Raw genomic sequence first — 12617 nt, forward strand, 5'->3', positions numbered from 1 at the left:
GAGAACGGAACACCCGTGACGGGGGTGTCCCTGGCCCGGCGGCAGGCGCCCCCACCCCATCTCCCCCACGCCTGACCGCCGGCCCGCCGGGTCCGGTCGCCGCCACTCCAGGTGGCCGCCGGCCCCGGCCGAGCCCCCCTGCACCACGCCCCCCGACGTGGTCGCGAGCCTCCGCGTCAGCGTCAGAACGCGTAGAGGGCGTTGTCGTTCAGGGTCGCGGACATCACGCACCCATTGGAGAAGGTGTGCTTCCACGAGACGCGCTCACCGTGCCAGACGCCGTCCGCGGTGACGGTGACGGGGTCGTAGTGCCGCGGGCACACCCGGCCCGGATTCGGGGCGGCCAGCAGGCGGTCGAATTCGCCGCCGGTCTCGTTGAGGGCGTCGCACGCGGCCCTGGGGTCGGGGTGCGTGCCCTCGGCGGTGTAGGCGCAGCTGAGGACGACCGCACGCAGGACCGTACCGGTGGCGGCGTCGTTCCCCTGGGTGACGGTGAAGACCATCGCGGAGGGTGCGTAGAGGCTCGTCGGGCTCGCCTCCGCCAGGCCCGCGGTGCCGGCGAGGCAGAGGAGAGCGGCGGCGGAGACGGTGGCTAAGCGGCGACGCATGGCAAGGCCTGCTTTCGATTCGAAGGATGTTTGACGCGCTGGAACTTTCATGTAGCGCTCAACTGGGCTTGAGCCTGCCAGGTATGAAGGTCCGTCGCACATGGGCGGTCGATTTACGGACAGTCCGTTCGGATGCCGGTCACCCGGGGAGCGATTCACGCAGCTCCCGCCGGGTGCTCGCAGGTCCGCGGCACGCGGGAGCGCGGTGCGTCACCCGGCGTGACCACGCTTCCCGCACCTGCGGCCCAGGTGGCGGACACGCCCGGTTCACCGAACGGCCCACCAGGGTGACCGGATCGGTGCGGTGCGAACCCCGCACGCCCCCATGCCCGCTCAGATGCCCGCACGCCGGAACGCGGACACACCGGCCCGAACGATCCTCGTCCCGCGTCCCTCCTGGCCGCCTTCGGGTGATCGGTGCGGTCAGCCGGCCTTCAGGCGGCGGCCGATCTCCTCGGTCATCCGGCGCTGGAGCTCCGCGAGCTGCTCGTTCGTATAGCCCGTCAGGTCGCCCGGATCCCCTGGGTTCTTCGCGCCCTCCTGCTGCTTCTTCTGCTCCTCACGCCGTTTGAGTTCCTGCTCCTCGGGCGATCCGGGCACCACGTACGCGCACCGGATGAGCGCTCCGTCGGCGGCCTTCAGGCAGGTCGCCTCACGGCCGCCCACCTGGCCCTTGCCCTCCACCCGGTAGCGGACGTTCTGCTCGCTGCCGACGGTGGCCGTCCACGTCCCGCCCCCGGTGGGTACGACCTCGAACACCTGGTCGTCGTTGTAGCAGCAGACGTCCCGGTACTCCGCCTTGATCAGGGCGACGAGCGCCTTCGGGGACGACCACGCCGGATTCAGGCGGTGGATGGTCATCGGCGCGAGCCCGCCGCCCTGGTGGCGGGTGGGCACGGTGGACACGGCCACGACCGAACTGGCCTCCCCCTGCGGTGTGAGCGGGGTGACGTACGCGCTGCGCCCGGCCTCTTCGACGTACCGCAGGGTGAACTCGGACTCGTTGCCCTCGTTGGCGCCGTCCTCGGAGGCATCCCATCCGCTGCGCTCGAACCACCAGTCGCTGAAGCCGCCCACCGCGGCGGTGCCCTCCCGCTGACGGGCGGCGAGGCTGATCGGATAGGAGGGGCCGGGAACGGCGGAGGTGTCGGTGGTGAGGGTGAGCTTTCCGGTGCGCCCGTCGTAGAGCGCGACGCCGGCGGGGCGTTCGGTCACCACGAGGATCCCGGTCTGTCGCTTGAGCGGGACGACGACGACCGGTGTGCCGCCCGAGCAGGTCACGTAGGCGTCGTCGGCGTCGAACCGGACCCAGCGCTTCTCGGCCGAGATCTTCCTGCCGAGGTTGTGGGTGAACCAGCCGCTGATCCTGGCGTCCGCCGCGGACACGTCGAAGGCGCAGCGCTCCTGGCTGCGGCTCTCGCCGCCGAGCGGGACGTCCTGCACGAGGCCGACCTCGTACCCGGCCAGCCAGCCGCGGCGCTCCACCAGCGTGGAGAACCGGTCCGAGTCGGGGAGATAGGTGATGTCGGAGATCTCGCCGGTGACATCGCCCAGGTGCGGGGCGGCCTGCGCCTTGCCGGCCACGTACGGCACCCGGGCCGCCAACGCCGGTACGGGCTCGGTGACGACCTGCGCGGTGGCCATGTAGGCGCGGTCCTGCAGGTACGAGCCGTACACGAGCCAGCCGACGGTGAGGCCCAAGCCGAGGACGGCGCCCAGGCACCCGAGGGTGACCGCCGCGTTCCCGGTGCCCGCGCCGCGCCCGGCCCGGCGCCTGAGCCATCCCACCACCAACACGCCCACCAGGGTGGCCGCGGCGGCCAGCAGGGGCAGGGCGAACCAGGAGACGAGCTTGCGCAACTCCCACACCACGATCGTGGTGTAGTACGAGGCGTACCAGAGCACGAACCCCACCGGCAGTACCACGAATCCCACGCGCAGTGCCCGACCCATCAGTGCCCCCGCCCCCTCGGCCCCACGTCCGTGCGTCCGATTCTCCACCCCGGACCGGAGCGTGTCACCGGGTTACGCGGACGCGGCCTCGGGCCCGCCGCCGGCGGCAGCGGGCGGGCGAACGGCTGCGGCGATCTCCCGTACACGGTCCAGGGTGATCCCCGTCCGTTGCTCGACGGCGAGGGGATGGTCGGTGGGTTCGAGCTCGATGGAGGGGCGCCGGCCGAGGGGGCGGGTGTGGAGGTGGGTCTTCAGGTTGAGCGTGGTGGACGGGTACGCCGACAGCTCGGTGGTGAGCCACCCGAAGTACGGCGGCTCGGACTCCCGGCCCGGGGTGTCCCACACATCGGCGGCGCGGGAGAAGTTCTCACGGCTGAGAGAGACCCAGACCGCCCAGGAGAACACCTCGTCGCTGCCGATGACCGGTATCTCGATCAACCCCTTGACGAAGTAGTGCTGGGCCTTGATCACGCACTGGTCCGACGAGAGCAGACAGTCGTCGGCCTCGGCGAACGCCGGATCCCACACGGCCGGGGCCTCGGCCGAGTGGTTCAGGGGCAGCTCGGCGTGGTGGGAGCCGCAGCACGAGCAGGTGAATCCGTGATCGGTGGTCATGAGGGGGAGCGTAGAGGGCGGCTACGACAGTCCGACCGTGGGGAGGGACCGGCGGACGGGATGGCCGTCGGCGCCTTCGGTGAGCCAGGAGCCGTCGCCCAGAGGTTCCCCCTCGTACGGGTGGCTCACGTCGAGGTCGATCTCGCCGAGCAGCGCGCCGGTGCGCACGTCGACGAGGTGGTGGCGGAACCACTCCTCCTCGTCCTCGCGTTCACCACCCAGGGTGACGACAGCGATGTCCGGGGTCAGGTAGCCGCCGCTCCATTCCACGTACGTGTCGTACGTGTCGTCCGGGTCGTGGCCGAAGGCATCGACGGGCAGGGTGAACCGCACGTCCCCGTTCGGGTGGTCGTGGAAGGCGACATCGCCCTGTTCGTGGTCGACGGTCATGAACTGCTGCCCGCCCGGGGCCAGGTCGATCAGGCAGCGGTCCGGCCACGGGTACGTCACGAACCGCGGCACGCCGTCGGCACCGATCACACCCCTGAGGACGACGGACCCGTCCTGGCCCTCACCGATGGTGAGGTACACGCTGCCGTCGGTCGGGTGCGGGAGGTGGACACCGCCGTGCCCGGCGGTGTCCACCTCCCGCCGGGCGAGCACCTCTCCGCTGTCGGCGTCGTACACGACCCACTGGTCCGCGACCCGGCGCTGGGCCATCACATCCGGCCGGTAGACCCACACGGTGCGGCCGTCCTGGGACAGCGAACAGCCGGGCCGATGACCGTGACGCACGTCGGAGTGCGGTGCGAAGTCCGACACCCACACCGGGTCGCCGGAGCGCGTGAGACAGACGACCTCGTTCAGCGTGGTGTACACGACCCGCTCCAGATCGGGCCGCACCACGGACTCCTCGACCGCGTCGCCGGCGCGCGGCCGGAACACCACGGCGGGCTCCAGCGGTCCGAAGGTGTCGGGGTCCACCACGTAGGCGTGGATCAGCCCGTCATGGTGGCGCGTGATGATCTTCGAGGGCCGCCCAGAGTTCATCCACCGAGGCTAACCCCCAGATCGGCCCGGCCGGCAGCCGGGACCGGGAGACTCCGGGGGTCGACCGGACGGGGGTCGACCGGACGGGGGACGACCGGACGGGGGACGACCGGACGGGGGACGAAGACCGGGGAGTCCGACTGGTAGAAGAGGTCGATGTCGGCCTCCTCCCCGCCGACGATCAGGGTGTCCCAGGCTCCGCTCTCTTGCAGGGTCCGCAGGGTGGCGGGGGCGATCGAGGCCAGGTGGGCGCGGAGTTCACCGTCCGTGGGCAGGCCGGGCAGCCGGGATCCCAACCGCTCGCGGATCCCGGCCATCCGCTCCAGCAGCGCGTCCAGATCGCTCGCGTCCGCGCCGCCGCCGGCGGCCGGGCCGGCTTCCGTGCTGTGCGCGATGACGTCCCGGATGGCGCGGGTGACGCCTTGGTCGTCGGTGGTCACCATGGCGTTCCAGGCCCGGCTCTTGTGCCGGTACTGGAGCATGGACATGGCGGCCTCGTGCCGGATGAAGTCGGCGTCCCGCAGCGGCTTGCCCTGCCAGGCGCGGCTGAGCGAACGGACCAGTGAAGTGGCCGAGGCGAGACCGCTGTTGAGGCCTCGGCCCGGCCAGAAGTGGATGGCGTTGGCGGCGTCGCCCAGCAGGAAGCCGAAGGTGCCGGGGCTGGTCGCGGTCGGCCGGTGCAGCTGCGCCGTGAACCGTGGGCGCTGCACCATGTCCAGCCGGAACGAGGTGATCGCCGACAGGTCGTCCTCGGCCACCCCGAAGAGGCGCAGGCCCTGCCGGATCTCCTTCCACAGCGGGGAGCCGCGCAGCAGGGCGGGCAGGAAGAGGGTGCCGTGCGTGGGGCAGCGGAACTCGTTGTCCTCCTCCTGCCGGCTCATCAGGCAGGGGCGGGCGGCGATGCACTCCTCGAAGACCTGGCGGACCGGATCGATGCCGATGACGTTCCTGGCCTCCTCCCGGGTGAGCCGCATGTTCAGGAACCCCTCGCCGCGCAGCGAGTTGAGCAGGAAGCGGTTCTGCGACACCGTGAGGAGCACGCTCATCGGGTCCGGCAGCTTCGACTTGACCCGCAGCCCCAGCACGACGTCCTGAAGGTGCTCGCCGTCGAGGGAGTAGATCGAGGCGTCGGCCGTGCCGAAGCGGTCGGCGTAGTGCTCGCGGGTGCGGGAGCGTCCGCCCTCGCAGACCACGAGGACGTGTTCCTGGGTGAGCCGGTTCTGCCGCTCCGTCACGTCGAAGCGTTCGGGGACGAGGCGGATGGCCGGCCGCCGGTTCGCCAGGTCCAGCAGCCGGTCCTCGATGTGGGCGATCCGGATGTTGCGGGGCGGATGGCCGTCGACCGAGTCCGGGCCGACGGGCCACATCTCGGAGTAGGCGTCGACGTCGTCGAACAGTGCGCCGAGGACCTCTTCGGACAGGGCGAGGTACTGGCGGCTCTGGACGGTCACGACCTGTTGGCGGCGGAAGTTGCCCTGGGTCTCGTCCTTCCAGACGATCGCGGAGCCCTTCCTGGTCCAGCGCCCGTCGTAGAGGGTGATGGCGGTCCGGCCGGGCAGCATCTCGTCGAGCGCCAGGGCGAAGGCGAGGCCCACCGGGCCGCCGCCGGTGATGGTGACCCGCAGCACGCCGGGGTCGGCCGTGCTCACCCGGGGGACGTCCAGGAGGGAGAGGTCCATGACCGTCTCCATGGCGTCCTGCGCCTCGTACAGGAACGTTTCGTCACCGATCCGGATGCAGTCGTTCGGGCGCAGTACGTGCCGGGTGACGCGCCGGTCGTTGACGAACGTGCCGTTGCGGCTGTCCCGGTCGTAGAGGACGAACCCGGGGTCCTCCTCGAGGATCTCGGCGTGCAGCCGCGAGGCGTTGGCGCTCACGATCACGACGCCGTTGTCGCTCTTGCGCCCGAAACTGAGGGGCTCGCCGCCCAGGACCACGCTCTGTCCGGCGAACGGACCCGTGCGCCCCACGATGACCGATGGCACTCCACACTCCTTGAAGACGATGTCGCTGATTGCTCGTACGCCGACAACACGCGATCGAGAAGGTGTTCGGTTCAACCATTTCTTGGAATCTTTCGAGTCCTTCTGAACCGGGGCCCCGGTCCGTACGTGATGTTCGCGTCGGCCGGCGCCAAGAAGGAGAACCGCCCCCATGTACAACGAGGAAAACGAGACCGTGACGGAGACCGCGTACGCGGCCAGCACCGCAGGTACGGCCGCAGGCATGGACGCGGCGGGCGGGAACCCGCTGATCGCGGGCCGCTACCGGCTGCTGTCCCGGCTCGGCGAAGGCGGTATGGGCACCGTGTGGCGGGCCCGCGACGAGACCCTGTACCGGGAGGTCGCGGTCAAGGAGGTACGGGCTCCGGCCGGGCTGCAGGCCGGTGACATCACGCGGATGTACAGCCGGCTGGAGCGGGAGGCGTGGGCGGCGGCCCGCATACCCGACCGCAACGTGGTCACGATCCACGACGTCGTCATGGAGGACGACCGGCCCTGGGTCGTGATGGAGCTGATCCGCGGACGGTCGCTCGCCGATCTGCTGCGGGCCGAGGGCCCGCTCACACCCCGGCACGCCGCGCACATCGGCGGGGAGGTGTTGAGCGCGCTGCGCGCCGCGCACGCCGTCGGCGTGGAGCACCGGGACGTGAAGCCGGCGAACGTCCTGCTCTCCGAGGACGGGCGGGTCGTGCTCAGCGACTTCGGTATCGCGATGGTCGAGGGCAGCACCGCCCTGACCATGACCGGCGAGCTGGTCGGCTCCCCCGAGTACCTGCCGCCGGAGCGGGCACTGGGCCGCCCCTCGGGCCCCGAGTCCGACCTGTGGTCCCTCGGTGTGTTGCTGTACGCGACCGTGGAGGGGATGTCCCCCTTCCGGCACGACACCGCGCTGAGCACCCTGCGCGCCGTCGTGGACGAGGAACCGCCGGTGCCCACCCGCGCCGGACCGCTGGCCCCGGTCATCGCCGGTCTGCTCCGCAAGGAGCCCGCGGAGCGGACCCCTTCCGCCGAAGCCGCCGAGGCCCTGCGGGACATCGCGCACCCGGACGCCACCACGGCCGCCGGCGCCCGCGTCCTGGCGGACCCCGCCGCACCCGCCACGGCGCGGGACCTTGCGGAGCCCGGGGCCGCGGCGCCCGCCGCCCCGCCCCGCAGGCGTCGTACGGCGGCCTTCGTCGCGGCCGGCGTGGCCGCCTGCGTACTGATCGGCGGCGGGATCGCCTACGCGCTGAACGGCGACGACGCGAACACCGGAACCGATCCGGGCGTACGGATGTCGGTGGCGGGCTCGAACACGACCTACACCGGCGGCTGCCCGATCCCCGAAGGCCGGGCCCCCGCGTTCATCGCGACCTTCACCGCGTCCGAGCCGACCCTGATCTCCTACCGCTGGGTGTCCGGCGACGGCTCCGTGGTGGACCCGCACTGGCGCACCCTGTCGATCGGGGACAAGGCCGAACCGACGAAGCGCGACACCGTACGCCTCACGGCCTACGCGAAGTCGGGCACCCTGACGACGGGGATGGCCGTGGAACTCCAGAGCCCCATCCGCGTCACCTCCAACCCGGTCCCCTTCTCGATCACCTGCACCGGCTGAACCCCGCGCGGGCCCGGCCGGGGCCCTCAGGGAACCTCGGACTCCGCCCGCTCGACGTTGGCGACCATCCTGCGCAGCACCTTGAGGGCCGCCACGTACTCCTCGTCGCCGATGCCCTGATGGACCACGGCGCGCTGCTCGGTCACCAGCTGCCGAAGCCGCGCCCTGGCGGCTTCCCCGGCCTCGGTGAGGTGCAGGAGCTGTCTGTCGTCGGTCGCGAGCCAGCCGCGGTGGAGCAGCTGGTCCACGACCCGGGCGATCTCGTGCGGCCCTTCCGCCAGAGGGGTCAGCTGGGCGACCACCTCCTCCCGGGCGGGCGCGGGAAGCCCGCTGTTGACCCGGTTGAGGACCCAGTACTGCGGCTGGGTCACATCGATCCGGGCCATGGCGTCCCGCAGCTGCCGGGTGACGGCCGTGTGGGCCAGGCCGCTCCAGTAGCCGATGGGCTGGGTGGCCAACATGTCGTCGGTGGCGGCCGGATCGGCCGGCGCCTGGTCGGTGGTGGTGCCGGTCAACGGTTTCATGATCTCGACGCTACACACCCCCGGGCGCCGACCTCACCGCCGGTCGGATCCCGGACAGGCCGGCTCCCAGGTGGCTCCCTCGGCGACGGCATCGAGTTCGGCCCGGGTGAGGCCGCCACCGACCGCCGCACAGGCTGCGGCCCGTGGATCGCGGGCGGCCGTCACCGCCTCGGTGACGTCCCGTACGACGAGAAGCAGCGAGCCGAGCAGGAGACGGCCCGGCGGAAGGGCGAACGCCCACGGGTGCTCGCCGAAGCCGTCGTGCCCGAGCGCCACCGGCTCCATGCCAGGCCGTACGAACCAGGTGGTGAAGTCCCGGAATCCGGAGGTGGTGGCGAGCGCGCCCCAGGCCCCTTGCACCAACACGTCCATGGAGTGGGCTCCCTTGGGCATCGGGAGGTCGTCGAGAGGCTCGGCCTTGCCCTTGCCCGAATCGGACAACCGCCAACCATGGGCCCCGGACCGGAGGATGCTCCCGTCCTCGCTGAAGAGAAGGCCACCCCCCGAGGTAGTGCCGGGGATGGTCCGCGTCCGGCGGGCCTGACCCGCGGCGGAAGGGTCCCACACGCTCAACCCCGTCCGTCCGCCTTCCAGGGCCGGCGTCCGCCCGTCGGGGGACAGCGCCGCGCCGCCCTCGGTATCGGATCCGGTCTCCGTGCCGGACTCGGACACCACGCCGGAGTCGAGGTCCGGGACGGAGTCGAACTGCGCGGCGCCCGGGTCGGTGCCCGGCGGGAGTTCGCGGGCAGCACGCCGGTCGTGGAACTCGCCTTCGCGGCCCCACTGGCGGCCGGCCAGATCGTCCGTTGGAGTACGAGGTGGTCTACGGCCCGTTCCGGGATCGGGTGACCGAGTACCGGAGGGTCGCGCACGCGCGGGCCGACAATGTGGATCTGGTCGTCGAGTTCCCGTCGGCGCCGCGCCCGGCCCGCGTCTGGTGGGCGACCTGGGACCACCACCGGGACGGCACGGTCCTCGGCGAGACGCCGGTCGCGCTCGCCGGGGACGGCTCCGTCCACCGGTTCGTCCCGGCGCTGGAACACGCGGCCGCCGGCTTCCGTTGGGCCTGGTGACCGAACGCCGGGTGGGCCGTTCCGGTGGTCCCGTACGCGGGTTCGCGGCCGGAGCGCGAGGGGTACGGCGGCCTTGCCGGGTGGGCAGACCATCCTGAGGGTGCCGTGCGGCTCCGCCGCTCCCACCGCCCTCGATCCCGGCCCGCCGGGAAGCTACGGAGACCGATGTCCCCGACCGTCGCCCCCGAAGCCACTGCCGCGGCCCTGGTGCGCCGCCCCCAGCTGTGGTTGGTCCCCACGATCCTGACGGGACTGCTCGCCCTGCTGCTGTCGCTGCTCTACATGGGTGGCATCGTCAATCCCAACGCGGAGCTGCGCGATCTGCCCATCGCCCTCGTCAACGAGGACACGGGCAAGCCGCCGCCCGGGCAGCGGCAGAACCTGGGGACGCAGATCACCGCCGCCGTCGCCGCCGATCCCGCCGGCGGCAAGGCGGGCTGGCGTGAGCTGAGCCTGGCCGAGGCCCAGGACCAGCTCGACTCCGGCCAGGTGTACGGGGCGCTGGTGGTCCCGGCCGGTTTCACGGACTCGGTCACGGCGCTGCCCACGTCCGGGGCCACGAAGCGGCCGACCATCACGGTGCTCACCAACCCGGGGAAGGGCAGCCTCGGGTCCTCGCTGGCGAGTCAGATCACGACGCAGGCCGCCCACGGCGCGTCGCGCACGATCGGCGAGCAGCTCACGGCGGCCGCCGGCGCCCAGGCGAGTCCCACGGCGAAGCTGCTGCTGGCCGACCCGGTGGACGTCGTCACGCGGGTGGGCCACCCGATCGGTACGAAGAGCGGCCTCGGTCTGACGGCCTTCTACTACACCTTGCTGCTGGTGCTGGCCGGGTTCATGGGCGGCAACGTCATCAGCAACGGTGTCGACACCGCTCTCGGCTACGCCGACAACGAGATCGGGCCCTGGCACACCCGCCGCCCGACGGTACCGATCGACCGTACGCAGACGCTGCTCCTCAAGATGCTGATGACGGCGGGCATCACGCTCGTGAGCACGGCCTTGGTGATGCTGGCCTGCGTGGGCATCCTGGGGATGGACGCGTCCCACCTGCCGCTGCTGTGGATCTACTCCTATTGCGCGGCCCTCGCCGTCGGCCTGGGTGTGCAGGCCATCAACGCCGCGTTCGGCGGGATCGGCCAGCTCGTGTCGATGTTCGTGTTCATCGTGCTGGGCCTGCCGTCGTCGGGGGCGACCGTCCCGCTGCAGGCGGTCCCCGGCTTCTACCGGTTCCTGTCCCACTTCGAACCGATGCGTCAGCTCAGCGACGGGGTACGGGCGATCCTCTACTTCGACGCCCGGGGGGACGCGGGTCTCACCCGCTCCTGGATCATGATCGCCGTCGGCACGGTGCTGGCCCTGGTGTTCGGCTTCGCCATGACCACCTACTACGACCGCAAGGGCCTCAAGCGGCTCACGCCGCAGCCTGCCTGAGCCCTCCGGCCCGCCGCGTGCACATGTCCGTCCCTCCTCGGGGTACACGAGCGGGTGAGTACCCCAAGGAGGCGTCATGACAGCGTTGTTGACCAGAATCAAGAAGTTCGCGCGCGGCCCGCAGGGGCAGCGGGCGGTCGCATCGGTGCGGCGGGCGGCCGCCGACCCGCGCAAGCGCGCCCAGGCCGGACGGCTCCTCAACCGGCTGCGCGGGCGACGCCACTAGAAGAGGGAGGGCGCGACAGGCCTCAGGCCGGCCTGCCGTCCACGTACGTCGCGACGACCTCGATGGCTCCGATCCTCGAGGGGTCGACCCGCCTCGGGTCGTCGCCCAGTACGGCCAGGTCCGCACGCCGGCCCGGTGCCAGGGTGCCCGCGCTGTGGTCCTGGTGGGAGGCGTAGGCGCCCGCCACGGTGTAGGCGTACAGGGCCTCGTGCACGGTGACGGCCTCGTCGGGGCCGATGAGCCGGCCGGAGGCGGAGGCCCGTTCCACCATGAACTGGACGGCCTTCAGCGGTGATCCGTCGGTGACGGGACGGTCGGAGCTGCCCACCAGGGTGACGCCGTGGTCCAGGAATCCCCGACCGCGGTACATCCAGGGCGCCCGCTCCGGGCCCATCACGGCCGCGTAGTCGTCGCCGAAGGAGCGCAGGAAGTGCGGTTGCACCACCGCGCTCACGCCGAGGCGGGCGAAGCGGGCCAGTTGGTCGGGCCGGACCAGGCCGGCGTGTTCGATGCGGTGCCGGGCGGTGGGCCGGGGCCGAAGTCGCTGGGCGCGTTCCAGGGCGTCCAGGGCCAGGTCGGTGGCGCGGTCCCCGATGGCGTGCACGGCGAGCTGCCAGCCGGCGAGGTGGCCGTCGACGACGGTGTCGGTGATCCGCTCGGGGTCGTTCTGGAACTCCCCCGTGTGGTCGGTGCCTTCGTAGGGGCGGGTGAGTGCTGCCGTACGGGCCATCATGCCGCCGTCGGTGTAGACCTTGAGCGCGCCGAGGGAGAGCCAGTCGTCGCCGAAGCCGGTGCGCAGGCCGAGGTCGATGGCGCGCGGGATCCCGTCACGGGCGTGCGCGGTCACGGGCCGTAGGGTGTCGGCGGCCGCCATGAGCTGGACCCGGAGCGGCAGCCGGCCCTGGTCGCGCAGGAGTTGGTAGGCGCCGAGCTCGACCGGACTGTTGCCGAGCAGTCCGCCGCCGATGCCCGCCTCGGCGCAGGCGGTGACGCCTTCGGCGAGGCAGGTGCGGCCGGCGTGCTCGACGGCGTCGGCGATCTCCTCCTGCGAGTAGGGCAGGCGGAGCCGGCGGGCGGCGGTCATGGCGCTCTCGGCGAGGAAGCCTTCGCCGTGGGCGAGTTCGCCGGGGAGCAGGTCGAGGACGGTCGTGTCGACGACGCAGCCGTGTCCCGAGTCGTGCAGCATGAACACCTTGCGGCCGTCGCTGACCTTGTCCAGCTCGGCCGCGGTCAGGTGCCGGCCGAGGGCCCGCTGGTCGTAGCCTCCGATGTCCACCCACGCGCCCCGTGGTGTGCGGGCGACCGCCTCGGCGACGACGGCGAGCACGTCCTCGACGCGTTCGCAGGGTGCCACGCTGGGGGTGGTGGCCTTCAGTCCGGTCCAGGCCAGGTGCACGTGGGAGTCGATGAAACCGGGCAGCACGGTGGCGCCTTGGAGGTCGACGACCTCGCGGGCGGGCAGTGCGGTCACGGCCTCGTCCAGGCCGACGATCCGGCCGTGCCAGATGCCCAGGTCGTGGGCGACGGGGTGGTCGGGGTCCATGGTGAGGAAGGTGGCGTTCGTCAGCCTGGTGCAGAGCATGGGTGCGGGTCC

The 12617-nt window shown here is 71.9% G+C and carries 12 protein-coding genes; 4 read left to right on the forward strand and 8 right to left on the reverse strand.

The window, feature by feature from the left end; all coding sequences use genetic code 11:
- Nucleotides 1–182: 182 nt before the first annotated feature.
- The 5 genes from OG624_RS02360 to OG624_RS02380 form a co-directional block, all read right to left on the reverse strand.
- Nucleotides 183–608: a subtilase-type protease inhibitor gene (locus tag OG624_RS02360; protein ID WP_033225281.1), complete on the reverse strand. Its 426-nt coding sequence runs from the start codon at nucleotides 606–608 to the stop codon at nucleotides 183–185.
- Between the two features lie 423 nt (nucleotides 609–1031).
- On the reverse strand, nucleotides 1032–2561 hold the full coding sequence (locus OG624_RS02365; protein WP_033225280.1) for a hypothetical protein: 1530 nt from the start codon (nucleotides 2559–2561) through the stop codon (nucleotides 1032–1034).
- A 72-nt stretch (nucleotides 2562–2633) separates the two neighbouring features.
- Nucleotides 2634–3176, reverse strand: a complete 543-nt coding sequence (locus OG624_RS02370; RefSeq protein ID WP_078909628.1) for a DUF2199 domain-containing protein — start codon at nucleotides 3174–3176, stop codon at nucleotides 2634–2636.
- A gap of 21 nt (nucleotides 3177–3197) precedes the next feature.
- A complete protein-coding gene (locus OG624_RS02375) occupies nucleotides 3198–4166 on the reverse strand; it encodes a hypothetical protein (protein WP_371638966.1) in 969 nt (322 codons plus the stop codon).
- Nucleotides 4163–6151 carry an FHA domain-containing protein gene (locus OG624_RS02380; RefSeq protein ID WP_371638967.1) on the reverse strand — a complete coding sequence of 663 codons (1989 nt, stop codon included), beginning with the start codon at nucleotides 6149–6151 and terminating at the stop codon, nucleotides 4163–4165. Before OG624_RS02380 ends, OG624_RS02375 begins: the two co-directional genes overlap by 4 nt.
- 241 nt (nucleotides 6152–6392) lie before the next feature.
- Between OG624_RS02380 and OG624_RS02385 the strand changes: the two genes are divergently transcribed.
- On the forward strand, nucleotides 6393–7766 hold the full coding sequence (locus OG624_RS02385; RefSeq protein WP_326750303.1) for a serine/threonine-protein kinase: 1374 nt from the start codon (nucleotides 6393–6395) through the stop codon (nucleotides 7764–7766).
- Between the two features lie 26 nt (nucleotides 7767–7792).
- Here OG624_RS02385 and OG624_RS02390 read toward each other — a convergent pair whose 3' ends face one another.
- Both OG624_RS02390 and OG624_RS02395 read right to left on the reverse strand, forming a co-directional pair.
- Complete coding sequence (locus OG624_RS02390) at nucleotides 7793–8290, reverse strand: MarR family winged helix-turn-helix transcriptional regulator (RefSeq protein WP_371587091.1); 498 nt, start codon at nucleotides 8288–8290, stop codon at nucleotides 7793–7795.
- A gap of 33 nt (nucleotides 8291–8323) precedes the next feature.
- Nucleotides 8324–8731, reverse strand: coding sequence for a hypothetical protein (locus OG624_RS02395; RefSeq protein WP_371587093.1), 408 nt, complete (start codon nucleotides 8729–8731; stop codon nucleotides 8324–8326).
- Between the two features lie 365 nt (nucleotides 8732–9096).
- Here OG624_RS02395 and OG624_RS02400 point away from each other — a divergent pair, with 365 nt between their 5' ends.
- The 3 genes from OG624_RS02400 (at nucleotide 9097) to OG624_RS02410 (ending at nucleotide 11023) form a co-directional block, all read left to right on the forward strand.
- A complete protein-coding gene (locus OG624_RS02400) occupies nucleotides 9097–9363 on the forward strand; it encodes a hypothetical protein (protein ID WP_371638968.1) in 267 nt (88 codons plus the stop codon).
- 165 nt (nucleotides 9364–9528) lie between these two features.
- A complete protein-coding gene (locus OG624_RS02405) occupies nucleotides 9529–10797 on the forward strand; it encodes a YhgE/Pip domain-containing protein (RefSeq protein WP_033225273.1) in 1269 nt (422 codons plus the stop codon).
- A 76-nt stretch (nucleotides 10798–10873) separates the two neighbouring features.
- Complete coding sequence (locus tag OG624_RS02410) at nucleotides 10874–11023, forward strand: hypothetical protein (RefSeq protein WP_202508173.1); 150 nt, start codon at nucleotides 10874–10876, stop codon at nucleotides 11021–11023.
- 22 nt (nucleotides 11024–11045) lie between these two features.
- On the opposite strand, the gene OG624_RS02415 is transcribed toward OG624_RS02410, so the two are convergent.
- Nucleotides 11046–12605, reverse strand: coding sequence for an amidohydrolase (locus tag OG624_RS02415; protein WP_371638970.1), 1560 nt, complete (start codon nucleotides 12603–12605; stop codon nucleotides 11046–11048).
- Nucleotides 12606–12617: the final 12 nt, after the last annotated feature.

It is taken from the genome of Streptomyces virginiae (assembly GCF_041432505.1).
Lineage (GTDB): Bacteria > Actinomycetota > Actinomycetes > Streptomycetales > Streptomycetaceae > Streptomyces > Streptomyces virginiae_A.

Coding starts and splice junctions, on each gene's coding strand:
- OG624_RS02385 (WP_326750303.1), top strand. CDS start 6,393: ATGGACGCGGCGGGCGGGAACCCGCTGATCGCGGGCCGCTACCGGCTG.
- OG624_RS02365 (WP_033225280.1), bottom strand. CDS start 2,561: ATGGGTCGGGCACTGCGCGTGGGATTCGTGGTACTGCCGGTGGGGTTC.
- OG624_RS02415 (WP_371638970.1), bottom strand. CDS start 12,605: ATGCTCTGCACCAGGCTGACGAACGCCACCTTCCTCACCATGGACCCC.
- OG624_RS02375 (WP_371638966.1), bottom strand. CDS start 4,166: ATGAACTCTGGGCGGCCCTCGAAGATCATCACGCGCCACCATGACGGG.
- OG624_RS02405 (WP_033225273.1), top strand. CDS start 9,529: ATGTCCCCGACCGTCGCCCCCGAAGCCACTGCCGCGGCCCTGGTGCGC.
- OG624_RS02370 (WP_078909628.1), bottom strand. CDS start 3,176: ATGACCACCGATCACGGATTCACCTGCTCGTGCTGCGGCTCCCACCAC.
- OG624_RS02360 (WP_033225281.1), bottom strand. CDS start 608: ATGCGTCGCCGCTTAGCCACCGTCTCCGCCGCCGCTCTCCTCTGCCTC.
- OG624_RS02390 (WP_371587091.1), bottom strand. CDS start 8,290: ATGAAACCGTTGACCGGCACCACCACCGACCAGGCGCCGGCCGATCCG.
- OG624_RS02410 (WP_202508173.1), top strand. CDS start 10,874: ATGACAGCGTTGTTGACCAGAATCAAGAAGTTCGCGCGCGGCCCGCAG.